Origin of the sequence: Aminobacter sp. NyZ550, from assembly GCF_025628925.2 — a bacterium.
In the GTDB taxonomy this organism is placed as follows: Bacteria; Pseudomonadota; Alphaproteobacteria; order Rhizobiales; family Rhizobiaceae; genus Aminobacter; species Aminobacter ciceronei.
In genome coordinates this window covers 3,333,138-3,356,673 of record NZ_CP114190.1, presented here as the reverse complement: position 1 = coordinate 3,356,673, position 23,536 = coordinate 3,333,138, and the positions used below count along the sequence as shown (strand labels likewise).

Below are 23,536 nucleotides of genomic sequence, written 5' to 3'. Positions count from 1 at the left end.
CCAGCTAATCGTTCCAGTTTCCTGCTGTCGGGTGTGCCCATGAAGCGCTTGTTGTTGTCCGCTGTCCTGCCTGCCGTGGCCATGGCGCTGCCGTCCGTCGCGCACGCCGACACGGTCAAGGGCGCCGAGCGCGACAAGAAGTTCTTTAAGACGGTGGAAGGCGAATGGGTCGGGCCGGGCGAGATCGTCGCCGGCAAATACAAGGGTACCAAATTCACCTGCAACTTCACCGGTTCGACCCCTGACGGCACAGTCGGCATGTCTCTCGACGGCGGATGCCGCGTCGGCGTGTTCACGCAGAAGATGTCGGCAACCATCGAACAGAAGGGCCGCAGCGGCTATCGCGGCAAGTTCCTGGACGGCTCCGAAGGCAAGGGCCTCGACATCATCTCCGGCAGTGTTGTCGACGGCCGGAAGGTGATCCTGTCGCTCAACCGCAACCAGCTCAACGGCGTCATGCAGGCACGCATGCCCGACGACAACCTGATGCATGTCACCGTCTCGGTACGCGTCGACAAGCAACTGGTGCCGGTGATCGGCATGAAGCTGTCGCGCGTCGACGGAACCGCCGTCGGAGCCATCGCCAAGAACTGATTCTTCAAATCGCAAAGAAAAAGGGCGGCACCCGTGGTACCGCCCTTTTCGTTTCAGGCCGAAGAATCAGCCCTTGATGGCGGTCAGCAGGTCGTCATAGGCCTTGCAGGCCTCTTCCGACGTCGTCGCACCGGTGTACTTCGTGGCAACTTCCTGCACCTTGGCGGACAGCTCGGCAGCCTTGGCCGGGTCCTTGGTGATGGCTTCCTGAAGCGCGGTCGCCACTTCCTGGCCCTTCTTGGTCAGAACCTCGGCGGTGCATTCCGGCGCCTTCGAGCAGGCCGAAAGGCCAAGCGCGGCAACGCCGAGCACGGCAAACAGCATATTTTTCATGTCAGTCCTCTCCTCGTAGCCGGCAACAAACGCCGGCGGCAGTTCAACCCCACACTGGTCGAAACCGAGCCCGCCTTAGCGTCAAGCCATGTCACACGCAATGGCAGGTTGTGGGGCCAGAGCCATGCCATAGCGATTCGGCGACAATGTTGTGGCAGGACAATTCGATAGGCTGGCCGGGCTGTTCTGAAGCGCCCGAAGCACCTATCTTGGCGCTTTCCCACCAAGCGGTATCAGCCGCACAGCCAAGGATCGAAAAGGCGCATGGCAGCAGAGACAGCGGGTGTCGATCTGGTTCCGGTGGTGGCGCTGCTGGCTGCAGGCGTCGTGGCCGTCCCCATCTTCAAGCGACTCGGCCTCGGCTCCATCCTCGGCTACCTCAGCGCCGGTGTGGTCATTGGCCCATTCGGCATCGGCATCTTCACCGAATCCTCCACCATCCTGCATGTCGCCGAACTCGGCGTGGTGATGTTCCTGTTCATCATCGGCCTCGAAATGCAGCCGTCGCGGCTGTGGGGTCTGCGGCGCGAAATCTTCGGGCTGGGCGCACTGCAGGTCGGCATCTGCGCGGCTCTGTTGACCATGGTTGGCCTCGCCGGAGGTTTCCTGGTCTCCCAATCCTTTGTCGCCGGTGCCGGCTTTGTGCTGACGTCCACCGCAATCGTCATGCAGTTGCTCGACGAGCGTGGCGAGATGTCGACGCCAAAGGGGCAGCGCATGGTTTCGATCCTGCTGCTCGAGGACCTCGCCATCGTGCCTTTGCTGGCGCTGGTGGCCTTCCTGGCGCCGGTCGCAGCCTCCGACACTGGTACGGGCTGGGCCGGGCGGCTGACCGACATCGGCATCGGCGTCGCGTCGATCACCGGACTGGTCATCGCCGGCCGCTATCTGCTCAATCCGTTGTTCCGGGTCCTTGCCGACTCGCGCGCTCGCGAAGTGATGACCGCAGCTGCCTTGCTCGTTGTGCTGGGTGCAGCACTCGCCATGCAACTTGGCGGTCTTTCCATGGCGATGGGTGCGTTTCTCGCCGGCGTGCTGCTGTCCGAATCGACCTTCCGCCATCAGCTCGAAGCGGATGTCGAACCCTTCCGCGGTATCCTGCTCGGCATGTTCTTCATCGCGGTCGGCATGTCACTCGACCTGACGGTCGTGCTGGCCAACTGGCAGATGATCGCCTTCTACGTCGTCGTCTACATGCTGATGAAAGGCATCGGCATCTATGGGGTTGCGCGTTTCCGGAAGTCGGGTCATCGCGAGGCGCTGGAACGTGCCGTCATCATGGCGCAAGGCGGCGAGTTCGCCTTCGTGCTCTACTCCTCGGCGCTGGCCGTCGGCATCATCGACGGCGAGGCCAATGCGATCCTGGCTGCCATCATCATCATCTCGATGGTGCTGACCCCGTTGGCGATCATGGTGCTGCGCCGCTTCACGCCGCAGGTCGAACAATCGCTCGAAGACGTTGATGTCGCAGCGGAACTCAGTGGCACGGTGCTGGTGATCGGCTTCGGTCGCTTCGGACAGATCGCCAGCCAGCCTTTGCTGCTGCGCGGCGTCGACGTGTCGATCATCGACAACGACGTCGAGATGATCCAGGCGGCCGCTGATTTCGGCTTCAAGATCTATTATGGCGACGGCACCCGGCTCGATATCCTGCATGCGGCAGGCGCCGGACGGGCACGCGCCGTGCTGATCTGCGTCGACAAGGAAGACGTTGCTGTCCGCATCGCACAAAACCTCGCCGCCGAGTTCCCGTTGGTGCCGGTTCTGGCGCGTGCCTATGACCGCGGCACGGCGATGAAGCTCATTCGCGCCGGCGTCGACTATCAACTGCGCGAGACATTCGAATCGGCGATCGTCTTTGGCGGCGCCACGCTCGAAAAGCTCGGCGAGGATCCGGACGACGTCGCCGAGGTGATCGAGGAAGTGCGCCGCCGTGACGCCGCACGGCTGGAGATGCAGTTCGCCGGCGACATCCACGCCGGCGGCGACTTCCTGCAAGGCAATATCGCCGGGCCGGTGCCGACACCGCTGACACCGCCGCGCCGTACCGCCAAGGCCCTCAACGAGGAAGCAGCGGACGCGATCGCCAAGAGGGTCGTGCCTGGCGAATGATGGATTTGCCGTCGCGCGTCGATGGGCTACGCGCGATGCCACAGTGAAAGCAACGAGGAGCCGAAGATGATCGACAGGCAGCGTGCAACCGAAGTGGTCGCCTTTTGGCGCGAATCCGGGCCGGAAAGCTGGTTCCGCAAGGACGAGATGTTCGACGACAGCTTCCGCAGCCGCTTCGGCGACCTGCACATGGCCGCCGCCAAGCGCCAGTGCGACCACTGGGCAGACGATGCCGAGGGGGCGCTGGCGCTGATGATCCTGCTCGACCAGTTTCCGCGCAATTGCTTCCGTGGCAGCGGCCACATGTATGCCACCGATCCGCTCGCCCGCCATTTCGCGCGCCGGGCGGTGGCCGACGGCCACGACATGGCGACGGATGCGCCAATCCGGGTGTTTTTCTATCTGCCGTTCTCGCATTCCGAGACGCTGGCCGATCACGACACCCCGCTCGCACGCTCGACGGCGCTTGGCGGCGACTACCTCAAGCACGCCATCGGTCATCGCGACATCGTCGCCCGTTTTGGCCGCTTCCCGCACCGCAACTTCATCCTCGGCCGCGAATCGACCGAGCAGGAGCTGGCGTTTCTCGAAGCCGGCGGCTTTTCAGGCTAAATTGCTTCCGCCGTAGTCACGCCTCAGAGTTCAAGACGCATCAGCGGCCGGCCCGGCTTCCGTTCGATTGCGCGCGTAAACCCCGCCTTTTCGAACACCCGCGTCGAGCCGACAAACAGGCTGACCGGGTGTTTGCCGTTCGATTGGTCGATTGGGCAGGCTTCAAGCACGCGGGCACCCGCCTGGCGCGCGAATGCGACACCGGCGTCGACAAGCCGGTGCGTCACACCCTGGCCGCGTGCCTTGCCGCGGATGAAGAAGCAGGAAATGGCCCAGACGGCTGGATCGCCGGCATCCTCTGGTGACAACGGCGCGGAGCCCCTGCCCTTGTTGTTGAATTCGGGCACGTCGGCGCGCGGGCCGATCTGCATCCAGCCGACCGCCTGGCCATCCGAGAATGCCAGCAGGCCCGGCGGCGGGCCGGCTGCGATTCGCGTCTTGATGTGATCCTTGTTGCTCTCGCGTTTGCTGTTCCGCCTGACCGCCGGCGGCAGCCTGAAATAGGTGCACCAGCAGCCATAGCAGGCGCCCTGCTTGCCGAACAAATCCTCAAAATGTGGCCACAGATCCGGTGTCAGCGGCGAAATGGCATCAGTCATGGCATGGCTCCAGAGCGCAGCCTTGTCCCGACGGGGCAGCTGACATAAAATCGCGCTTGTTCTCTTTATGTTCGCAGCGAAGGCGATGCCTGTCAACGATCCCAGCCACGGTTTTTGCCGCGACTGCCTTGCCCTTCAGCGTGGGTCGGGACCGCGCTGCCACGGCTGCGGCAGCCCGCGCCTGTTGCGCCATCCCGAGCTTTACAAGCTGCACCTCGCCCATATCGACTGCGATGCCTTCTATGCGGCGGTGGAAAAGCGCGACAATCCCGAGCTCAAGGACAAGCCGGTCATCATCGGCGGCGGCAAGCGCGGCGTGGTCTCCACGGCCTGCTACATTGCCCGTATCCATGGCGTGCGCTCGGCAATGCCGATGTTCAAGGCGCTGGAGGCCTGTCCAGAGGCGGTCGTGATCAGCCCCGACATGGAAAAATACGTCCGTGTCGGGCGTGAGGTGCGCTCGATGATGCAGGCGCTGACGCCGCTGGTGGAGCCGCTGTCGATCGACGAGGCCTTTCTCGACCTCGACGGCACCGAGCGCCTGCATGGCCTGCCGCCGGCAATTGTGCTCGCCCGCTTTGCGGTTGCCGTCGAGAAGGAGATCGGCATCACCGTCTCCGCCGGCCTGTCCTACTGCAAGTTCCTCGCCAAGGTCGCTTCCGACCTGCGCAAGCCGCGCGGCTTTACCGTCATCGGCGAGGCCGAGGCGCTCGCCTTCCTAGCGCCACAGCCGGTGACGATGATCTGGGGCGTCGGAAAAGCCTTTGCCGCGACGCTCGAAAGCGACGGCATCCGCAGCATCGGCCAGTTGCAGCGCATGGACCGCGGCGACCTGATGCGGCGCTACGGCACGATGGGGAGCCGGCTCTATCACCTGTCGCGCGGCCAGGACGATCGCCAGGTGTCGCCCGACCAGGAAGCCAAGAGCGTTTCGGCGGAAACCACCTTCGATACCGATCTCGCGTCGTCGGCGGAGCTGGTGCCTGTGCTGCGTGCGCTGTCGGAAAAGGTCTCGGCGCGGCTGAAGAAGGCAAACATTGCCGGCCGCACCGTCGTGCTCAAGCTCAAGACCCAGGACTTCAAGCTCCGGACGCGCAACCGCCAGCTGACCGACCCGACACGGCTTGCCGACCGCATCTTCCAGACCGGCATGCAGCTTTTGTCGAAGGAAACCGACGGCACAAAGTACCGCCTGCTCGGCATCGGTGTCAGCGACCTCTCCGATGACGAACGCGCCGACCCGCCCGATCTCGTCGACGTCCAGTCGCGCAAGCGGGCGCTGGCCGAAGGCGCCATCGACGTGCTGCGCGGCAAGTTCGGCAAGAACGCCGTCGAGACCGGCTACACCTTCGGCAAAGGCCGCAATGCGCATCCGCCCGAGGCGCTGGACGACTGAAACGCAACGCGGCAAGCACGTCTGCTGGACCAGTGTCTCGCTACCAGGCGAATGTCAGGCCGGCGCGGCTGCCCACCGTGCCGTGGCGCGCGCCGACACCGATGCCGCCATGCAGGTGCAGATTGTCGTTGATGCGCATGGCTGCGGTTCCGGCAAAGCCGTTCTCGCCCTCGAAGTTGCCCCAGTTGATCGACATCGCGAAGTCCTTGTCGGAAGGCAACGTGCCGCCCACCATCGCCAAGGCAATGGCGCTGCTGGCCTTTGCCGATGCTGCCGGAGAAGCTGTCCTCGAGCGCGGCGACGCGGCCGTCGAGCGAAGCGATCGTGTCCGGCCCGAAGTTCGACATCCCCAGATTGCCGCCGACCCCCATTTTGCTGCTGCCATGCTGATCTTCCCCAAGAGCGCGCACAGGTGGGGCAAATCAAACACAGTCTGGGAGTCGCGCATCCGGCAGATGCCGGATGAAATCTGCTTCGCAGCAGATTCAGCGGGTGCTCGAGCCGAGTATTTTTGGAGTTTTCACCGGCGCCATCGCCGATGCCAGTCAGGGGCGCTCCCGCAGTTGCTTCAACGGATACAGGTCACGCCGGCTCGCCTTCGACAATGCTGATACGCGGCCCGGCGTCGATCACCTTGGTCAGCCGGAAGCCGGATGCTGCGAACAGCGCCGCGAACTCGTCCCTGGTTCTTTCCTGTCCGCCGGGTACCGCCAGCATGTTGAGGTCGGCGAATTTGGCGCGCGCGCCTTCGTTCGGTGGCGCGAGAACAGCTTCGAGTACGACCAGCGTCCCATCCGGCCGGATTGCCCGCCGGCAGCTTTTCAGCACGGCGATCGAGCGCTCGTCGTCCCAGTCGTGCAATATCCATTTCATGACATGCGCATCGGCACCCTCCGGCACGGCAGCGAAGAAGTCGCCGCCGACCACCTCGCAGCGATCTGCGACCGACGCCGCACTGAGAACGGCACCGGCGCCCTCGACCACCATCGGCTGGTCAAACAGGATGCCGCGCTGCGGCGGATTGCGGGCAAGGATCGCCGCCAGCAAGGCGCCCTGGCCGCCGCCGACATCCATGATGACGTCGAAGCGGCCGAAGTCGTAGGCCGCAAGCACCGCCGCAGCGACGGCCGGCACGAAGGACGACATCGCCCGGTCGAAGATCAGCGACTCCTCTGGATGATCGATGCGGTACTGCCAGACACCGGTGCCATGGGCATGCGCGAACGCGTTCTCGCCGGTGCGCACGCTGTGCAGCAGTTCGCCCCAGGCGTCGCGATAGTAGGCGCGGCCAACCATGCGGGCCCAGGGCGCGACGGATTGCTCTGCATCCGAACGCAGGCCCGCCCCAAGCACGGTCAGGGAGAACTGCCCTGCCGCCCCTTCATGGAGCACACCCACCGAAGCGAGCGCACGCAACAAGCGGTAAAGCGCCTGCGGGTGAGACCCGGTCGCAGCGGCGAGATCGTCGCTGGAACGCGGTCCGTTCGTCAGTTCATCGGCAATGCCAAGGGTTGCGGCGACGCAGATCGCCTGGGACACCTGATACCCATTCACCATCTGCATGAGGTCTGCTGCGGCGGCTTTCTCGTCCATGACGGCGCCCTCTCACTGGCCGAGGCAAAGTACCAGCAGTGATGAGGCGCCGCAACGAAGCAAAGTATTGCACGCGGCAAGAAATCGCCAACGGCTTTGTCGATCCTGCTGCCTTCTGCTCGTCGTGTTGGCAGACTAGGCTCAGACAATGGTGTCGGGCCTCATTATGCGGGAGCAAACCAATGCGTTTCATGTTCGTGATCAAGGCCAGCAAGGACTCCGAAGCGGGCGTCATGCCGCCGGCGGAAATGATCTCAGCCATGGCCGACTATCACGGAGAACTGGCCAAGGCCGGTGTGCTGCTCGACGGCAGCGGCCTGCAGCCGAGCTCCAAGGGTTGGCGCATCACATGGTCTGGCGGCAAGAAGACCATCACTGATGGCCCCTTTGCCGAGACCAAGGAACTGATCGCCGGCTACACGATCATCCAGGTGAAGACGCGCGAGGAAGCGATGGAATGGGCCAACCGCTTTCCCAACCCGCAGATCGAGAACGGTCAGATCGAGATACGCCAGATGTTCGATCTCGAGGATTTCGAGCCCAGCGAAGGCATCGATCGCTTTCGCGAAATGGGCATCGCGCAAGACAGGCCATAGATGGCCGCAAACCATGGCCCTCCGCAGCCAACGATGCCGACCGACTTTGTTTCTGATGACAGCGTCGCCAGAAGCCGCGCGACGCACAGGGCCATCGAGACAGTGTTCCGCATGGAGCGGGCGCGGATCGTGGCGGCACTCACCCGGATCACCCGCAGCGTCGACCTGGCGGAAGAGTTGGCCCAGGATGCCCTTATCGCGGCACTGCGCAACTGGCCCGTTTCAGGCATCCCGGACAAGCCCGGCGCCTGGCTGATCACTTCGGCCAGGCGCCGGGCCATCGACCATTTTCGGCGTGCCAAGATGGCAAACGGCAAACTCGCACTGCTGGGTATCGATGCCGACGTCGAGGCAATGGCCGAGCCAGAGGACGGGATGGGTGACGACATGCTCGGACTGATGTTCGTGTCCTGCCATCCGGTGCTTTCGCCCGACGCACGGGCGGCACTCACCTTGCGGTTGGTCGGTGGCCTGACCACGGAAGAGATCGCCCGCGCCTACCTGGTTTCCGAAGCAGCGATGGCGCAGCGCATCATCAGGGCCAAGTGCACTCTGTCGGACGCTTGCGTGCCGTTCGAGGTGCCTGCCGGCCAGGATCGCGCCGACCGGCTGAGCTCGGTGCTCGAAGTGCTCTATCTCGTCTTCAACGAAGGCTATTCCGCCACCCGCGGCGACGATTGGATGCGGCCACAACTCTGTCAGGAGGCGATGCGGCTGGGGCGGATGCTGGCGCTGCTTGCACCCAATGACGCCGAAGTTCACGGCCTGATCGCATTGATGGAAATCCAGGCATCCCGCTTGCCGGCCCGCACCGATGCCGAAGGCAAGCCGATCCTGCTGCTCGACCAGATCAGATCCCGCTGGGACCATCTGCTGATCAAACGCGGCTTGGCAGCACTCGCCAAGGCCGAAGCCACGCAGCAACGGGGCCCCTATACGCTGCAGGCGGCGATTGCCGCCTGCCATGCCCGGGCGCACACGGCCGAAGAGACCGATTGGCCGCAAATCGCGGCTCTCTACGCGGCGCTGGCCGCGCTTGTGCCGTCACCCGTGATCGAGCTGAACAGGGCCATGGCGCTGGCGATGGCATTCGGCCCGGCAGCCGGACTGGAGCTCGCCGACCAGCTGATGCAGGAGCCGGCGCTGCGCAACTATCACCTGCTGCCAAGCGTGCGCGCCGACCTGCTGATGAAGCTCGGTCGCCTTGGCGAGGCGCTTGGCGAGTTCGAACGGGCGGCTGCACTAACCCAGAACGCGCCCGAGCGGGCCATGCTTGTGGAACGGGCTCAGCTCTGCCGGGTCGAATTGGCTGACAAGCAGAAGTGACGCCGCGGACAATCGCGCCGGCTAGACCAGCTCGACCTCGACAACTCCCGGCACGGCGCGCATCGCCGAAGCGATCGACGGCGTGATGCGGTAGCGTTCACGTAGCTCGATTTCGATCTCGCCCTCGGCCTCGCCCTTGAGCACGATGAAGCTTACCTCGCCTTCGCCGCGCACCGTCAGCTGGTTGGACAGCATGTTGAGCGGAGCCGCGTCGCGCACGAAGATGCGCAGCGTCTTCTGCACCCGGCTCGCTTCGTCCTCGAGCGACTGCACAGTCTGGATGCGCAGGTTGACGCCTTCGGGGCGATCCTCGGCGGCAACGGTGACGACCACCGATTTGCCGGGTTCACACAGGTCGCGATACTGCGCCAGCGTCTCCGAGAACATCACCGCTTCATACTGGCCCGAAACGTCAGAGAACTGGACGATGCCCATCTTGTTACCAGTCTTGGTCTTGCGTTCCTGCTTGGTGGTGACGGTACCGGCCAGACGCCCTGCAGTCGCACCACGCTTCACGGCAGCGGCAAAGTCGGCCCAATTCTGGACGCGCATCTTCTCAAGTGCGGCCTTGTATTCGTCGAGCGGATGCGCCGAGAGGTAGAAGCCGACGACCTGGAATTCGCGATGCAGGCGATCGGCGGCAAGCCAGGCGTCGGCGACCGGCAGGTGCAGCGACGGCGCCTGCCCTGAGGCAGCACTGCCGAAGATGTCGGACTGGCCAAGGGTGGCATTTTCGTGGGCGCGGGAGGCAAGGCCCATCATGCGCTCGATGCCCGCCATCATCGCCGCGCGCTCGTGGCCGAAACAGTCGAGCGCGCCGGCCATGATCAGGCTTTCAAAGACACGCTTGCCGACCAGTTTCGGGTCGATGCGCTCGCAGAAGTCGGCGAGGCTGGCGAAGGGCTTTTCCTGGCGCTTGGCAACGATGTGGTGCACCGCCGCCTCACCCACGCCTTTGATCGCGGCGAGCGAGTAGAAGATCTTCTTCTCGCCGACCTCGAAGTCGCGGAAGCTGGTCATAACCGACGGCGGCACGACATCGATGCCGAGCCGCATCGCATCCTGGCGGAAGTCGTTCAGCTTGTCCGTGTTGGACATATCGTAGGTCATCGAGGCCGCGAGGAACTCGACCGGATAGTGTGCTTTCAGATACGCCGTCTGGTAGGAGACGATGGCGTAGGCTGCGGCGTGCGACTTGTTGAAGCCGTAGTCGGCAAACTTGGCGAGCAGGTCGAAGATGGCGTTGGCCTGCGGTTTGCTGACCTTTTTCTCCATGGCGCCGGTGACGAAGCGCTCGCGCTGCTTGTCCATCTCGGCGCGGATCTTCTTGCCCATGGCGCGGCGCAGCAGATCGGCTTCGCCGAGCGAATAGCCCGACAGCACCTGCGCGATCTGCATGACCTGCTCCTGGTAAACGATGACGCCTTGCGTCTCCTTCACCAGATAGTCGATCATCGGATGGATCGAGGCGATCTCCTCGTCACCATGCTTGCGGGCGTTGTAGGTCGGGATGTTCTCCATCGGGCCGGGGCGGTAGAGTGCCACCAGCGCGATGATGTCCTCGACCTGGTCGGGCTTCATGCCGATCAGCGCCTTGCGCATGCCGGCACTTTCAACCTGAAAGATGCCGACGGTCTCGCCGCGCGACAGCATGGCGTAGGTCAGCGGATCGTCGAGCGGGATCAGCGCGAGGTCGATGTCGACGCCCTTGCGGCTGATGAAATGCACCGCCTTTTGCAGCACCGTCAGCGTCTTCAGGCCGAGGAAGTCGAACTTCACCAGTCCGGCCTGCTCGACATATTTCATGTTGAACTGGGTGACCGGCATGTCCGAGCGCGGGTCTCGATACATCGGCACCAGTTCGGACAACGGGCGGTCACCGATGACAATGCCGGCGGCGTGCGTCGAGGCGTGGCGGTAGAGGCCCTCGAGCTTCTGTGCCATGTCGAGCAGCGTCTGCACGATCGGCTCGCGTTCTGCCTCCTCGGCAAAGCGCGGCTCGCCCTCGATCGCCTGGGCCAGCGTCACCGGATTGGCCGGGTTCTGCGGCACCATCTTGGTGAGCTTGTCGACCTGCCCATAAGGCATCTGCAGAACGCGGCCAACGTCGCGCAGCACGGCGCGCGCCTGCAGCGTACCGAAGGTGATGATCTGACCGACCTGGTCGCGACCATACTTGCCGACCACATAACGGATCACCTCTTCGCGGCGGTCCTGGCAGAAGTCGATGTCGAAGTCGGGCATCGAGACGCGGTCGGGGTTGAGGAAGCGCTCGAACAGCAGCGAGAAACGCAGCGGATCGACATCGGTGATGGTCAGCGCATAGGCAACCAGCGAGCCTGCACCTGAACCACGGCCGGGGCCAACCGGGATGCCCTGTTGCTTGCCCCATTTGATGAAGTCGGCAACGATCAGGAAGTAGCCCGGGAATTTCATTCGCTCGATGATGCCAAGCTCATATTCGAGCCGTTCCTGGTACTGTTCGGGCGTGTAGCCGGTCGACAGGCCACGCGTTTCCAGGCGCATCGCAAGACCTTCGCGAGCCTGGCGGGACAGTTCCGCCGCTTCGGCGGCAACCGCCGCGTCGGCATCGGCGATGTCGCCACCGGTGAATCGCGGCAGGATCGGATTGCGGTTCTTGGGATAGTAGGAACAGCGCCTGGCGATCTCGACGGTGTTGTCGATCGCCTCAGGCAGATCAGCAAAAAGCTCTGCCATCTCCTTCTGCGACTTGAGGAAATTGTCCGGCGTCAGCCTGCGGCGATTGTCCTCGGCGACGACCGAACCCTCGGCGATGGCAATGAGCGCGTCATGGGCCTCGAAGTCGGCACGCTTGGCGAAGAACGCCTCATTGGTGGCGACCAGCGGCAGATAGTGGCGATAGGCGAGTTCGATCGTTGCCGCCTCGATCATGCGGTCATAGCCGGCCAGACGCTCGAGTTCGACGTAAAGCCGATCGCCGAACATCTGCTTCAGGGTCAGCAGGCGGCTTTCGGCAATTGCCGTGTGGTCGCTCTTGATCGCGGCACCGACCGGCCCGCGTGGGCCACCGGTCAGGCAGATAATACCGTCCGCTGCGGTGGCGAGCCAATCGAGCTTGGCGTGCACCGGTTCGCCGTTCGGGGTTTCGAGATAGAGCCGGCTGACCAGCCTGACAAGGTTGGCGTAGCCGGTCTCGGTCGCGGCAATCAGAACCACCGGAAACAGATCGAGTGCCTGCTTCCAGCCCTGGCCGCGTTGGGTGCTGTCGCCACCGTCTGCAAAGTCAACGTCGACCTGGCAAGCGATCAATGGCTGCACACCATCCTTGGTGGCCTTTTGGGCAAACTCCAGCGCGCCGAACAGGTTGTTGGTGTCGGCAACCGCGATGGCGGGCGCCTCGTCCTTGGCAGCGTGTCCGACGACCTTGTCGAGCTTCAGGGCACCTTCGAGCAGCGAATAGGCAGAATGAACGCGCAGATGAATGAACATCCGGTCGGAAGCCTCTGGTTTTTCTGCCCTTATGAGCGCTTCACGCTTCAGGGGATCACGTGGGAGCCTGTCGCTCGACATCGAATCGTCTGCCATTTACCTGGAAATTCCGTAGCCATGTTCGGCCACGCCAGCCACCATGTCCATCCCGCAAGGGGTCGCGTCGGAAACCGCTTGTGGAGTATCATGCCAACCGTCGTCCTGCGACGTTCAGGTGTCGCCTTGCCGGTTGCCTGCGGCGGCAAAACCTGAAACCTTGCCGACAACAATTTTTCCTCTGAGTAGATATAGGGACGATCGCCATGAAAACCCGCGCCGCCGTTGCCGTTGGAGCCGGAAAGCCGCTCGAGATCATGGAGGTGGACCTCGAGGGGCCGCGCGAGGGCGAGGTGCTGGTCGAGATCAAGGCGACCGGCATCTGCCACACCGACGAGTTCACGCTGTCGGGCGCCGATCCCGAAGGCATCTTCCCGGCCATTCTCGGCCATGAGGGTGCCGGCGTCGTCGTCGATGTCGGCAAGGGTGTCACCTCGCTGAAGAAGGGCGACCACGTCATTCCGCTCTACACGCCGGAATGCCGCTCCTGTCCGTCCTGCCTCAGCCGCAAGACCAACCTCTGCACCGCGATCCGCTCGACGCAAGGCCAGGGGCTGATGCCTGACGGCACCTCGCGCTTCTCGATCGGCAAGGACAAGATCTTCCATTATATGGGCTGCTCGACATTCTCGAACTTCACCGTGCTGCCCGAGATCGCACTCGCCAAGGTCAACCCGGACGCCCCCTTCGACAAGATCTGCTACATCGGCTGTGGGGTGACGACAGGCATCGGTGCGGTCATCAACACGGCACGCGTCGAGATCGGCTCGACGGCGATCGTCTTCGGTCTCGGCGGCATCGGCCTCAACGTACTGCAGGGCCTCAGACTTGCCGGCGCCGACATGATCATCGGTGTCGACATCAACAATGAGCGCAAGGCCTGGGGCGAGAAGTTCGGCATGACGCATTTCGTCAATCCGAAGGAGGTCGAGGGCGACATCGTTCCTTATCTGGTCAACATGACCAAGCGTGGTGCCGACCAGATCGGCGGCGCCGACTACACCTTCGACTGCACCGGCAACGTCAAGGTGATGCGCCAGGCACTGGAAGCCAGCCATCGCGGCTGGGGCGAGTCGATCGTCATCGGTGTCGCCGGCGCCGGCCAGGAGATTGCGACGCGTCCGTTCCAGCTGGTCACGGGCCGGACCTGGAAAGGCACCGCCTTTGGCGGCGCACGCGGCCGCACCGACGTGCCGAAGATCGTCGACTGGTACATGGAGGGCAAGATCCAGATCGACCCGATGATCACCCATACGCTGAAGCTCGAAGACATCAACAAGGGCTTCGACCTGATGCATGCAGGCGAAAGCATCCGCAGCGTGGTCGTCTACTGATGAGCGGCATCGCATATGAGGTCGACGTAAGATCGCTCGACGAGCTGTCGCCGCGCGACCTCTATGCGATGCTGAAGATGCGTCTCGACGTCTTTGTCGTCGAGCAGAGATGCGCCTTTCCCGAAATGGACGGCAAGGATCCCGAGGCGCTGCACCTCAGGCTGCTTGCCGGCAAGGAATTGCTGGCCAGCACGCGCATCATCGCCCCATCGGGCCATGACGATCCGGCCTATATCGGCCGGGTGGTGGTCTCTCCTGATCATCGCGGCAAGCGCCTCGGCGACAAGCTGATGGCCGAATCCATAGCCGCCTGCGAAAGGCTCTTTCCGGACCGGCCTATTGCCCTCTCAGCGCAGAGCCATCTTGAGAAATTCTACGCGTCCTTCGGCTTCGACACAGTGTCGGACGAATATCTCGAGGACGACATCCCGCATGTCGACATGCTCAGGCCTGTCCCGCGCGCAAGCGCCTGACGGGGCTTACTCCAGCCAGGTCGTGTCGAAGGCACCGGCTACATGCAGGTCGGTCGTCTCCAGCCGTCCAGGCCCGAGATTGGCGAATTTGTGCGGCGTGTTCGCCGGCGCCACCAGGATCTGCCCGGCCTCCGCTTCGATCGTCTCGTCGCCGACGGTGAACAACGCCCGGCCGACACGGACGATGAACACCTCCGGATAAGGATGGGTGTGCAGCTTCGGCCCGCCGCCGACCTTGTCGCTGCTGAAGAACACCACCGAGACATCGGCGCCGAAGGCGCCGCCCTGGAACTCGCCGTGCCAGGAATCGGGCTTTTCGGCCCATTGTTCGCGATTGATCAGATGTGCCATGCTCGGTCTCCGTTCGACGCGCCAGACCATAATCAAAGAACTGCCTTCCCGGAACCGTGCCTGAAATGACTGAAAATGCCCCTGTGATCTATGTCGATGCCGACGCCTGCCCGGTGAAGGACGAGGTGGTGAAGGTCGCCGAACGGCTGGACCTCGTCGTCACCTTCGTGTCAAACGGCGGCTTGCGCCCGTCGCGCGATCCGATGATCCGCAACGTCGTGGTCTCAAAGGGCGCCGATGCCGCCGACAACTGGATCGTCGAAAACGCGCGCGCCAACGACATCGTCATCACCGCCGACATCCCGCTCGCCGCGCGCACCGTGGCGCTTGGCGCCCATGTGCTCGGCCCGACCGGCAAGCCGTTCACGCCGGAGACCATCGGCATGGCGGTCGCCATGCGTGATCTGAAACAGCACCTGCGCGAAACCGGTGAAAGCAAGGGCTACAATGCCTCCTTCTCCGCCCAGGACCGCTCGCGCTTTCTCGGCGCGCTCGACCAGATGGCGCGAAGGGCTGTGAAGTCGGTGCAGGTACAATGAAGCCGTTCGGCCGCCATTTCATTTTCCTGGCAAGCGCCGGCATCGGGGTGGCGGCGCTCGCCGTGGCAATGCTGCTCCAGCATCCGCTCAGCTACAGCATCGCCGCCAATACGTTTTTCGCCACTTACATACTGCTTGTCCTGCGTGAAATGCCGCGACTGACGGCGGACTTCCTCAGCCGGCGCGCCCAGCAGGCCGACGAGCCGATCTGGATCATCTTCTTGGTGACCATCGGTATCGTCGTGGTCGCCGTCGGCTCGCTATTCGTGCTGATGAATGCCAAGCAGGTTCCGCATCCCTCCTGGCTGGCGTTTTCGCTGCTGTCGCTGCCGCTCGGCTGGCTGACCATCCACGCCATGGCGGCCCTGCACTACGCCCGCCTCTACTGGAAAGGAGACACCAAGGCCGATGCCGCGTCGACACGCAGCCGCAAGCCGGTCGGCGGCCTGATCTTTCCCGGCACAGAACGCCCCTGTGGCTGGGATTTTCTCTACTTCGCCGTGGTCATCGGCATGACGGCGCAGACCGCCGACACCAACATTTCGTCGACGCACATGCGCCAGGCAGCGCTTGTCCATTCGGTCCTGTCGTTCTTCTTCAACACCATCATCGTCGCCGCGGCCGTCAACCTGGTGGTCTCACTCGCAAGCTGATTTCACGCCGAAGTCACCGCCGCAGCGAAACAATTCCCGACGCCAAAGCGTAATCCTCTGCGAAAGGGCGTAAGATGACGCCCCCGCAATCGCCGATGCCACGGGAGATCGGGTGTTATGGAAAGCCAGGCGCACATGCTGCAGCAGGCGAATGACGCGAAAGCGTCAGGCACCCGCGGCGAGCTCGTCTACCGGCAGACACGCTGGACACGCCTCACCCATTGGATCTGGGCAGTGTCGCTGTTTTTCCTGCTGCTGAGTGGTCTGCAGATCTTCAACGCCCACCCTGCGCTCTACATCGGCAAGCAGTCAGGCTTTGCTTTCAGCAACGACGTGCTGGTCATCGGTGCTGAAAATAGCCCAACGGGACCAGTCGGTTACACGACGATCCTGGGAAACAGATTCAACACGACGGGTGTGCTTGGCCTGTCGGGATCGGCCGCCAATCCAAACGGGCGCGCGTTTCCGGCATGGGCGACGATTCCGTCCGGCCAGGATCTCGCCACCGGCCGCGTCGTGCATTTCTTCTTCGCCTGGGTGCTCTCAGGCACGTTGCTCGTCTGGCTCGTCGCCAGCGCCATCAACGGCCATCTGCGTCGCGATCTTGCGCCAAGCGTCAACGATCTGCGCAACCTGCCGAAGGACGTCGCCGACCACGCCAGGCTGAGGTTCCACCATAGCCGCAACTACAACACCTTGCAGAAGCTCGCCTATGGTGGCGTGCTGTTCGTGCTTCTGCCGCTGATGATCGTCACCGGGCTTGCCATGTCGCCGAGCATGAATGCAGCCGTGCCGTTCCTCGCCGACCTGTTGGGCGGACGCCAGACCGCGCGCACCATCCACTTCGTCACCATGGCGCTGCTCGTCGGCTTCTTCGTTGTCCACATGCTGATGATCCTGGCGGCGGGACCGATCAACGAACTGCGCTCGATCGTCACCGGCTGGTATCGCACCGACCCACCGCGAAGCGACCGTCGCGAAGGGAGCGCCTGAGATGCCCAAGTTCCAGCTCAACCGCCGGCGCTTCCTCACAACAGCTACGCTCGGTGCATCGACACTTGCACTCTCCGGTTGCGACGCCTTCGATTTTCTCGCCGATCGCGACAACGGCGTGCGCAATGTCCTCGAGGGTGCCAACGACCTGACATACCGCGTCCAGCGGCTGCTCGCCGGCCGCGAGTCGCTGGCCCAGGAGTTCACCGAGGCCGACATTCGGCAGCCGCAACGCCCCAACGGCATCACTGCACCCGACGACAGTGTCTACAAATCCCTTCAGTCGGGCGATTTCGCCGACTGGCGGCTGGAGGTGACGGGCCTGGTCGAAAAGCCGCTATCGCTTACGCGCCAGCAACTGATGAACATGCCCTCGCGTACCCAGATCACCAGGCACGACTGCGTCGAGGGCTGGAGCTGCATTGCCAAATGGACAGGCGTGCCGATGGCGCTTGTACTCGATGCCGCCGCGATCAAGCCCAATGCCCGCTACGTCGTCTTCCACTGCCTCGACACCATCGAACGAAGCCTCTCGGGCGAAGTCAAATATTACGGCTCGATCGATCTGGTCGACGCGCGGCACCCGCAGACAATCCTCGCCTATGGCATGAACGGCATGCCGCTGCCGGTCGAAAACGGCGCACCGCTTAGGGTGCGTGTCGAACGACAGCTCGGCTACAAGATGCCGAAATACATCCACAAGATCGAGCTGGTCGACGGCTTCGGCGCCATGGGCCTTGGTAAGGGAGGCTATTGGGAAGACCGTGGCTACGACTGGTACGGCGGCATCTGACGGACGATCGCAAGCGCCATTTATAGTCACGCTTATTCAATAGCTTGGCCGATTTTTCGTATCTTGCGGTTGCGCATCCGGGCTCGCTGGCCGATGCTCGCGGCATGCCGCCCAGACATTAGGCGGCCCAAATCCAACACACGACAGGAGGCCCTTCTGGTGTCCGACACCACGAACATCTATGAGCAGACACCCGATCTCGACACCATTGGCGGACGCCTGTCGCGTGCGCGCGAAGCCATCGGCCTCAGTGCCGGCGACCTGGCCTGGCGGCTCGGGGTCAAGACCGCCACCATCAATGCCTGGGAGCGCGACCGCTCGCAGCCCGGGGCCCATCGCATCGCCAAGCTGGCCGGCCTGCTCGGCACCAGCATTTCCTGGATCCTGCACGGCATCGGTCCTGCGCCGCGCGAAGACGACCTGTCCGCCGCCTCGGTTTCGTTGCAGATGGAACGGCTGCTACGACTGCACCGCCAGACCGGCAACCTGATTGGCCAGCTCGAGCGCGACCTGCGCAAGCTGGAAAGTGCCGGGACCTGACCCGGACCACCCGGAAGTATTGGTTGGGACTATCCATCCGGTGAATAAGCACTGCGCGGACAGGTGACAAAGTGTCGTCGGTGGGATATTGACGACTCGTCTGGAGCCTTTGCGGGCTCCACCTGTTTGCGGGAGAGAGCAGCGAAAGCTGACGCCGAAGGGGAAATCGCCCGAAATCTCTCAGGCAAAAGAACCGTAAACAGGAAGGACACTCTGGAAAGTCGGGACGACCTTGGTCCCGCGCCGAAGGTGTAAGCGCTGCCGACAGAGTTCCGGAGCGCGAGTCTCTCAGGCTTCAGACAGAGGGGCACGGAATGGCTGCCACAAGCGGCTGGACACGTGCGACTCTGGAGAAGACATGACAGGCGAAGCCACCAACCAACTCCCACTTGCAGATCTGCATGCAGCCGCCGGTGCGCGCTTTGGCGCCTTTGCCGGCTGGAACATGCCGCTGACCTATCCTGCCGGCGTGATGAAGGAACACCTTCACACCCGGGAGCATGTCGGCCTGTTCGACATCTCCCACATGAAGCTGTTTCTGGTCACCGGCCCGGGGGCCGCCGACCTCATCAACCGCGCCTGCCCGCTCGATGCGCGCGCGCTTGAGACCAGGCAGTCGAAATACACCTTCTTCCTGACCGAGACCGCCGGCATCATCGACGACCTGATCATCACCCGTCTCGGCGACGAGCGTTTCACGGTGGTGGCCAATGCCGGCAACGCAGCGACCGACGAAGCGCATCTGCGTGCGCTGGCCAAGGACTTCGACGCCACGATCGAGCCGCTCGACCGCGTCTTCATCGCGATCCAGGGCCCCGAGGCGGCCACAGTGCTCGGCAAGGCCGGCATTGCCACCGACGCGCTGTTCTTCATGCAGGGCTTCGAGCCGCGCGCCAACTGGTTCATGAGCCGCTCCGGCTATACCGGCGAGGATGGTTTCGAGATCGGCCTGCCGGAGGCAGACGCGCGCGAATTGCTTGCCAAGCTTCTGGCCGACGAGCGCGCCATGTGGATCGGCCTTGCCGCACGCGACAGCCTGCGCCTCGAAGCCGGGCTCTGCCTGCATGGCAACGACATCACCCCCGACAACGACCCTGCAAGTGCCGGCCTGATGTGGGCGATCCCCAAGGACCTGCGTGCAGACGGCGGCTTTATCGGCCGCGCGGCACTTGCTGCGATCCTCGCCGACGGCGCCAAGGAAAAGCGCGTCGGCCTGAAGCCTGAAGGCCGCCAGCCGGTGCGCTCCGGCGCCGAGCTGTTCGATGCCGACGGCAAGCTGATCGGCCGCGTCACCTCGGGCGGCTTTGGCCCGTCGGCCGGATTCCCGGTCGCCATGGGCTATGTCTCCGCGTCGCTGGCCAAGGCCGGCACCCGTGTCTTCGCCGACGTCCGCGGCACCAAGGTGCCCGTCGACGTTCATTCTCTTCCCTTCACGCAGCATCGCTACCGCAAAGGATAATTTCCATGACCAAGACCTATTTCACCGAAGACCACGAGTGGATCCGCGTTGAAGGCGACATCGCTACCGTCGGCATTACCGACTACGCCCAGGAACAGCTTGGCGACCTGGTCTTCGTCGACCTGCCGGAAGCCGGCCGCAAGCTCGCCAAGGGCGACGTCGCCGTGGTCGTCGAGTCGGTCAAGGCCGCATCGGACGTCTATGCACCGATCGACGGCGACATCACCGAAGCCAATGCAACGCTCTCGTCCGACCCGGCGCTCGTCAATTCGGCTGCCACCGGCGACGGCTGGCTGTGGAAGATGAAGATCGCCAATGCGGGCCAGCTCGACGGCCTGATGGATGAAGCGGGCTACAAAGCCCATATCGGTTGACAGGATCACTTGTGATGACCACTGCACCCTATCCCTTTTCGGCCCGCCACATTGGGCCCGGCCCAAAACAAACCCGCGCCATGCTCACCGCCATCGGCGTACCCTCCGTGGAAACGCTGATTTCGCAGGCCGTGCCGAAGTCGATCCGGCTCGACCGCGCGCTCAACCTGCCGGCCCCGGCGAGCGAACATGAAGCGCTTGCCGAGCTTGGCGAGAAGATGGGCCGCAACAAGGTGCTGAAGAGCTTCATTGGTGCCGGCTATCACGGCGTCAACGTGCCTCCGGTCATCCAGCGCAACCTGTTCGAGAACCCGGCCTGGTACACCGCCTACACGCCTTACCAGGCCGAAATCAGCCAGGGCCGCCTGGAGCTCCTGTTCCACTTCCAGACGCTGGTCGCCGAACTGACCGGCCTGCCGGTCGCCTCCGCCTCGCTGCTCGACGAAGCAACCGCCGTTGCCGAAGCGGTCGGCATCGCGCTGCGCCATCACCGCGACAAGCGCAGCCGCGTCGCCATTGCCGGTGCAGCGCACCCGCAGGTCCTCGACGTCGTTCGTACCCGCGCCGAGCCGCTGGGCACCGAGATCGACGGCGAGACCATCGACGACAACACGGCAGCGCTGATCGTTTCCTGGCCCGACACCAACGGCGTCTATGGCGACCACAAGGCGGCGATCGAGAAGGCCAAGGCCGTCGGCGCCATCGTCATCTTCGTCTCGGATCCGCTCAGCCTGACCGTAACCGATACGCCTGCCAGCCTTGGCGCCGACATCGCCGCAGGGTCGATGCAGCGCTTTGGCGTGCCGATGGGCTTTGGCGGTCCGCACGCAGCATACTGCGCCGTCTCCGACAAGCTGACCCGCCTGATGCCTGGCCGCCTCGTTGGCCAGTCGGTCGACAGCAAGGGCCGCCCCGGTTACCGCCTCGCACTGCAGACCCGCGAACAGCACATCCGCCGCGACAAGGCGACGTCGAACATCTGCACCGCACAGGCCTTGCTCGCCAACATGGCGGCATCTTATGCCATCTGGCACGGCTCGGTCGGCCTGCAGGCGATCGCCGAGCGGGTCCACGCGCTGGCCAGCCGTCTCGCCGAGAGCCTGAAAGCTGCCGGCCTGCCGGTGCTTGGCGACAAACGTTTCGACACCGTCACCATCGAGGCCAAGGGCAAGGCCGAGGCTATTGCCGCCGAGGCCGAGAAGACCGGCCGCCTGCTGCGTGTCATCGACGCCGACCATGTATCGGTCGCCTTCGACGAGACCTCGACAGCTGCCGATCTCGAAGCGATCGCTGCCCTGTTTGGCGCAAAGGTCGTGGCCGAAGCCAAGCGTTCGCTGCCGGGCCAGCCGCGCGGCAAGGAGTTCCTGACCCAGTCGGTGTTCCACCAGAACCGCTCGGAAACCGACATGATGCGCTTCCTGCGCAGGCTGGCCGACAAGGACCTGGCGCTCGACCGCGCCATGATCCCGCTCGGCTCCTGCACCATGAAGCTCAATGCCGCCGCCGAGATGATGCCGGTCAGCTGGCCGTCGGTCGCCAACCTGCATCCATTCGCGCCGACCAGCCATTCGCTCGGTTATCGCGCGATGACCGACGACCTCGAAGCATGGCTGTGCGAAATCACCGGCTTCGACGCCGTCAGCCTTCAGCCGAATGCCGGCAGCCAGGGTGAATATGCCGGTCTTCTGGCGATCCGCCGCTATCACCATTCGCGTGGCGAGACGCAGCGCAACATCTGCCTGATCCCGTCTTCGGCGCATGGCACCAACCCGGCCAGTGCGGCGATGGCCGGCATGGACGTGGTTGTCGTGCACTGCCTCGAAGACGGCGACATCGACGTCACCGACCTCAAGGTGAAGGCCGAGCAGCACGCCGACAAGCTGGCTGCGCTGATGTTCACCTACCCGTCGACGCATGGCGTGTTCGAGGAAGGCGCACGCGACATCTGCGAGATCGTCCATGCCCATGGCGGCCAGGTCTATTTCGACGGTGCCAACCTGAACGCGATGGTTGCGCTTTCGCGGCCGGCCGACATCGGTGCCGACGTCTGCCACATGAACCTGCACAAGACCTTCTGCATTCCGCATGGCGGCGGCGGCCCCGGCATCGGCCCGATCGGCGTCAAGTCGCATCTGGCGCCGTTCCTTCCCGGCCATGTCGAAATCGGCAGCGCGCATGCGGTGTCGGCTGCCCCCTTCGGCAGCGCCTCGATCCTGCCGATCACCTGGATGTACATCCGGATGATGGGCGCTTCGGGCCTCAAGCACGCGACGGAAACGGCGATCCTTAATGCCAACTACATCGTCAGCAAGCTCGAGGCGCACTATCCAGTGCTGTTCAAGGGCAAGAACGGTCGTGTGGCACATGAGTGCATCCTCGACACCCGCGTGCTCAAGGAGCGGGCCGGCATATCGGTCGAAGACATTGCCAAGCGGCTGATCGACTACGGCTTCCATGCACCGACCATGTCGTGGCCGGTTGCCGGCACGCTGATGGTCGAGCCGACCGAGTCCGAGCCGAAGCACGAAATCGACCGTTTCTGCGATGCGATGATTGCGATCGCCAACGAAGCGGCAAAGGTCGAAAAGGGCGAATGGCCTAGGGATGACAATCCGCTGGTCAATGCGCCACACACGGCGACCGAAACGCTGGCCGGCGAGTGGAAGCATCCCTACTCGCGCCTCGAAGCGGCCTATCCCGGCGGCGATCCCGACACTGTCGCCAAGTACTGGCCACCGGTGTCGCGTATCGACAACGTCGCCGGCGACCGCAACCTGGTCTGCGCCTGCCCGCCGCTGAGCGAGTATCTCGGCGCCGCCGAGTAATCTGAACGGCAAACACATCAATCGGCGGCGTACCTCACGGGCGCCGCCGATTTGCTTTTGGATGGGCGCGCTCTTACGCGTCTCTACTCGGAGAGTTCCTCAGCCGCGACCGGCGATCAGACAAAATGGCCAACGCGGTCAACGCGGCAACGGCGGCAAAGCCTGCAGAGAGAAAGACGCGCTGCGACAACGCGGCTTCGTAGTCCGGAGGAATGGTGAACAGGCAAAAAGCAATACCAACCGCAGCCCCGGCCACCAATGCCCAAGCGATACAGTTCAGCCTGGTCAGCTTTCGGCTGAAGTGGAGCGAAGCAACGATCGGCACGCCGGGGCCAATGCTCACGGCGTAGCTCAGGGCCATCAACCAGACGATGCTGAGAAGATGCTTTTCCATGTGCCCCGGACCGGAATAGGGATATCCCAATCCCAGAAGCATACCGAGGCAGTACATAAAGGGGCACGGCCGCTGGCGCC

Annotated in this window: 24 protein-coding genes and 1 riboswitch; of the genes, 17 read left to right on the top strand and 7 right to left on the bottom strand. The window is 63.7% G+C overall.

The features are described 5' to 3' along the window. Positions 1-81: 81 nt before the first annotated feature. Positions 82-594: a hypothetical protein gene (locus tag N7E70_RS16655; protein WP_246341006.1), complete on the top strand. Its 513-nt coding sequence runs from the start codon at positions 82-84 to the stop codon at positions 592-594. Positions 595-660: 66 nt separating this feature from the next. Here N7E70_RS16655 and N7E70_RS16650 read toward each other — a convergent pair whose 3' ends face one another. Next, positions 661-927, bottom strand: a complete 267-nt coding sequence (locus N7E70_RS16650; RefSeq protein ID WP_263007020.1) for a hypothetical protein — start codon at positions 925-927, stop codon at positions 661-663. Between the two features lie 264 nt (positions 928-1,191). On the opposite strand from N7E70_RS16650, the gene N7E70_RS16645 reads away from it, so the two are divergent. Together N7E70_RS16645 and N7E70_RS16640 are read left to right on the top strand one after the other, a co-directional pair. Then, positions 1,192-3,039: a monovalent cation:proton antiporter-2 (CPA2) family protein gene (locus N7E70_RS16645; RefSeq protein WP_263007019.1), complete on the top strand. Its 1,848-nt coding sequence runs from the start codon at positions 1,192-1,194 to the stop codon at positions 3,037-3,039. A 66-nt stretch (positions 3,040-3,105) separates the two neighbouring features. Next, positions 3,106-3,651, top strand: a complete 546-nt coding sequence (locus N7E70_RS16640; protein ID WP_192316298.1) for a DUF924 family protein — start codon at positions 3,106-3,108, stop codon at positions 3,649-3,651. Between the two features lie 23 nt (positions 3,652-3,674). Here the strand turns inward: N7E70_RS16640 and N7E70_RS16635 are convergent, their stop codons facing one another. Next, positions 3,675-4,250, bottom strand: a complete 576-nt coding sequence (locus N7E70_RS16635) for a GNAT family N-acetyltransferase (protein ID WP_192316296.1) — start codon at positions 4,248-4,250, stop codon at positions 3,675-3,677. 67 nt (positions 4,251-4,317) lie between these two features. On the opposite strand from N7E70_RS16635, the gene N7E70_RS16630 reads away from it, so the two are divergent. After that, positions 4,318-5,646 (top strand): DNA polymerase IV, encoded by a 1,329-nt coding sequence (locus tag N7E70_RS16630; protein ID WP_263007018.1) that lies wholly within the window; start codon positions 4,318-4,320, stop codon positions 5,644-5,646. A 40-nt stretch (positions 5,647-5,686) separates the two neighbouring features. On the opposite strand, the gene N7E70_RS16625 is transcribed toward N7E70_RS16630, so the two are convergent. Continuing rightward, positions 5,687-5,842 carry a YadA-like family protein gene (locus N7E70_RS16625; RefSeq protein WP_263007017.1) on the bottom strand — a complete coding sequence of 52 codons (156 nt, stop codon included), beginning with the start codon at positions 5,840-5,842 and terminating at the stop codon, positions 5,687-5,689. Between N7E70_RS16625 and N7E70_RS16620 the strand changes: the two genes are divergently transcribed. Beyond that, a complete protein-coding gene (locus tag N7E70_RS16620; protein WP_263007016.1) occupies positions 5,832-6,257 on the top strand; it encodes a hypothetical protein in 426 nt (141 codons plus the stop codon). The genes N7E70_RS16625 and N7E70_RS16620 overlap by 11 nt on opposite strands. On the opposite strand, the gene N7E70_RS16615 is transcribed toward N7E70_RS16620, so the two are convergent. After that, positions 6,229-7,239: an acetylserotonin O-methyltransferase gene (locus N7E70_RS16615; protein ID WP_263007015.1), complete on the bottom strand. Its 1,011-nt coding sequence runs from the start codon at positions 7,237-7,239 to the stop codon at positions 6,229-6,231. The two genes, N7E70_RS16620 and N7E70_RS16615, sit on opposite strands and share 29 nt — an antisense overlap. A 182-nt stretch (positions 7,240-7,421) precedes the next feature. Here N7E70_RS16615 and N7E70_RS16610 point away from each other — a divergent pair, with 182 nt between their 5' ends. Together N7E70_RS16610 and N7E70_RS16605 are read left to right on the top strand one after the other, a co-directional pair. After that, positions 7,422-7,835, top strand: coding sequence for a YciI family protein (locus N7E70_RS16610; protein WP_067961759.1), 414 nt, complete (start codon positions 7,422-7,424; stop codon positions 7,833-7,835). Positions 7,836-7,868: 33 nt separating this feature from the next. After that, positions 7,869-9,161: an RNA polymerase sigma factor gene (locus tag N7E70_RS16605; RefSeq protein ID WP_263007014.1), complete on the top strand. Its 1,293-nt coding sequence runs from the start codon at positions 7,869-7,871 to the stop codon at positions 9,159-9,161. A gap of 21 nt (positions 9,162-9,182) precedes the next feature. Here the strand turns inward: N7E70_RS16605 and dnaE are convergent, their stop codons facing one another. Next, complete coding sequence (gene dnaE, locus N7E70_RS16600) at positions 9,183-12,632, bottom strand: DNA polymerase III subunit alpha (RefSeq protein ID WP_263007013.1); 3,450 nt, start codon at positions 12,630-12,632, stop codon at positions 9,183-9,185. Between the two features lie 302 nt (positions 12,633-12,934). On the opposite strand from dnaE, the gene N7E70_RS16595 reads away from it, so the two are divergent. Both N7E70_RS16595 and N7E70_RS16590 read left to right on the top strand, forming a co-directional pair. Beyond that, positions 12,935-14,062 (top strand): S-(hydroxymethyl)glutathione dehydrogenase/class III alcohol dehydrogenase, encoded by a 1,128-nt coding sequence (locus tag N7E70_RS16595; protein WP_067957500.1) that lies wholly within the window; start codon positions 12,935-12,937, stop codon positions 14,060-14,062. Further along, positions 14,062-14,535, top strand: coding sequence for a GNAT family N-acetyltransferase (locus N7E70_RS16590; protein WP_263007012.1), 474 nt, complete (start codon positions 14,062-14,064; stop codon positions 14,533-14,535). Before N7E70_RS16595 ends, N7E70_RS16590 begins: the two co-directional genes overlap by 1 nt. 6 nt (positions 14,536-14,541) lie before the next feature. Here the strand turns inward: N7E70_RS16590 and N7E70_RS16585 are convergent, their stop codons facing one another. Then, the gene (locus N7E70_RS16585; RefSeq protein WP_067966498.1) at positions 14,542-14,886 is read right to left on the bottom strand and encodes a cupin domain-containing protein; all 345 of its coding nucleotides are present in this window, start codon (positions 14,884-14,886) and stop codon (positions 14,542-14,544) included. Positions 14,887-14,951: 65 nt separating this feature from the next. Here N7E70_RS16585 and N7E70_RS16580 point away from each other — a divergent pair, with 65 nt between their 5' ends. From N7E70_RS16580 to gcvP, 8 genes are all read left to right on the top strand, one after another. After that, entirely contained in the window at positions 14,952-15,425 is a 474-nt protein-coding gene (locus tag N7E70_RS16580) for a YaiI/YqxD family protein (RefSeq protein ID WP_263007011.1), read from the top strand. Continuing rightward, a complete protein-coding gene (locus N7E70_RS16575) occupies positions 15,422-16,078 on the top strand; it encodes a DUF1345 domain-containing protein (protein WP_067961752.1) in 657 nt (218 codons plus the stop codon). Before N7E70_RS16580 ends, N7E70_RS16575 begins: the two co-directional genes overlap by 4 nt. Before the next feature lie 117 nt (positions 16,079-16,195). Further along, complete coding sequence (locus N7E70_RS16570) at positions 16,196-17,071, top strand: cytochrome b/b6 domain-containing protein (protein WP_442866464.1); 876 nt, start codon at positions 16,196-16,198, stop codon at positions 17,069-17,071. Position 17,072: 1 nt separating this feature from the next. Next, the gene (locus tag N7E70_RS16565) at positions 17,073-17,864 is read left to right on the top strand and encodes a molybdopterin-binding protein (RefSeq protein WP_263007010.1); all 792 of its coding nucleotides are present in this window, start codon (positions 17,073-17,075) and stop codon (positions 17,862-17,864) included. Between the two features lie 159 nt (positions 17,865-18,023). After that, complete coding sequence (locus N7E70_RS16560) at positions 18,024-18,404, top strand: helix-turn-helix domain-containing protein (protein WP_263007009.1); 381 nt, start codon at positions 18,024-18,026, stop codon at positions 18,402-18,404. Positions 18,405-18,523: 119 nt separating this feature from the next. After that, positions 18,524-18,610: riboswitch (glycine riboswitch) on the top strand. A 152-nt stretch (positions 18,611-18,762) separates the two neighbouring features. Beyond that, a complete protein-coding gene (gcvT, locus tag N7E70_RS16555; protein WP_263007008.1) occupies positions 18,763-19,863 on the top strand; it encodes a glycine cleavage system aminomethyltransferase GcvT in 1,101 nt (366 codons plus the stop codon). 5 nt (positions 19,864-19,868) lie between these two features. Further along, on the top strand, positions 19,869-20,237 hold the full coding sequence (gene gcvH, locus N7E70_RS16550; RefSeq protein WP_115732174.1) for a glycine cleavage system protein GcvH: 369 nt from the start codon (positions 19,869-19,871) through the stop codon (positions 20,235-20,237). An 11-nt stretch (positions 20,238-20,248) separates the two neighbouring features. Next, positions 20,249-23,062: an aminomethyl-transferring glycine dehydrogenase gene (gene gcvP / locus N7E70_RS16545; RefSeq protein WP_263007007.1), complete on the top strand. Its 2,814-nt coding sequence runs from the start codon at positions 20,249-20,251 to the stop codon at positions 23,060-23,062. 73 nt (positions 23,063-23,135) lie between these two features. Here gcvP and N7E70_RS16540 read toward each other — a convergent pair whose 3' ends face one another. Next, positions 23,136-23,456 carry a hypothetical protein gene (locus N7E70_RS16540; RefSeq protein ID WP_192316279.1) on the bottom strand — a complete coding sequence of 107 codons (321 nt, stop codon included), beginning with the start codon at positions 23,454-23,456 and terminating at the stop codon, positions 23,136-23,138. Positions 23,457-23,536 lie beyond the last annotated feature (80 nt).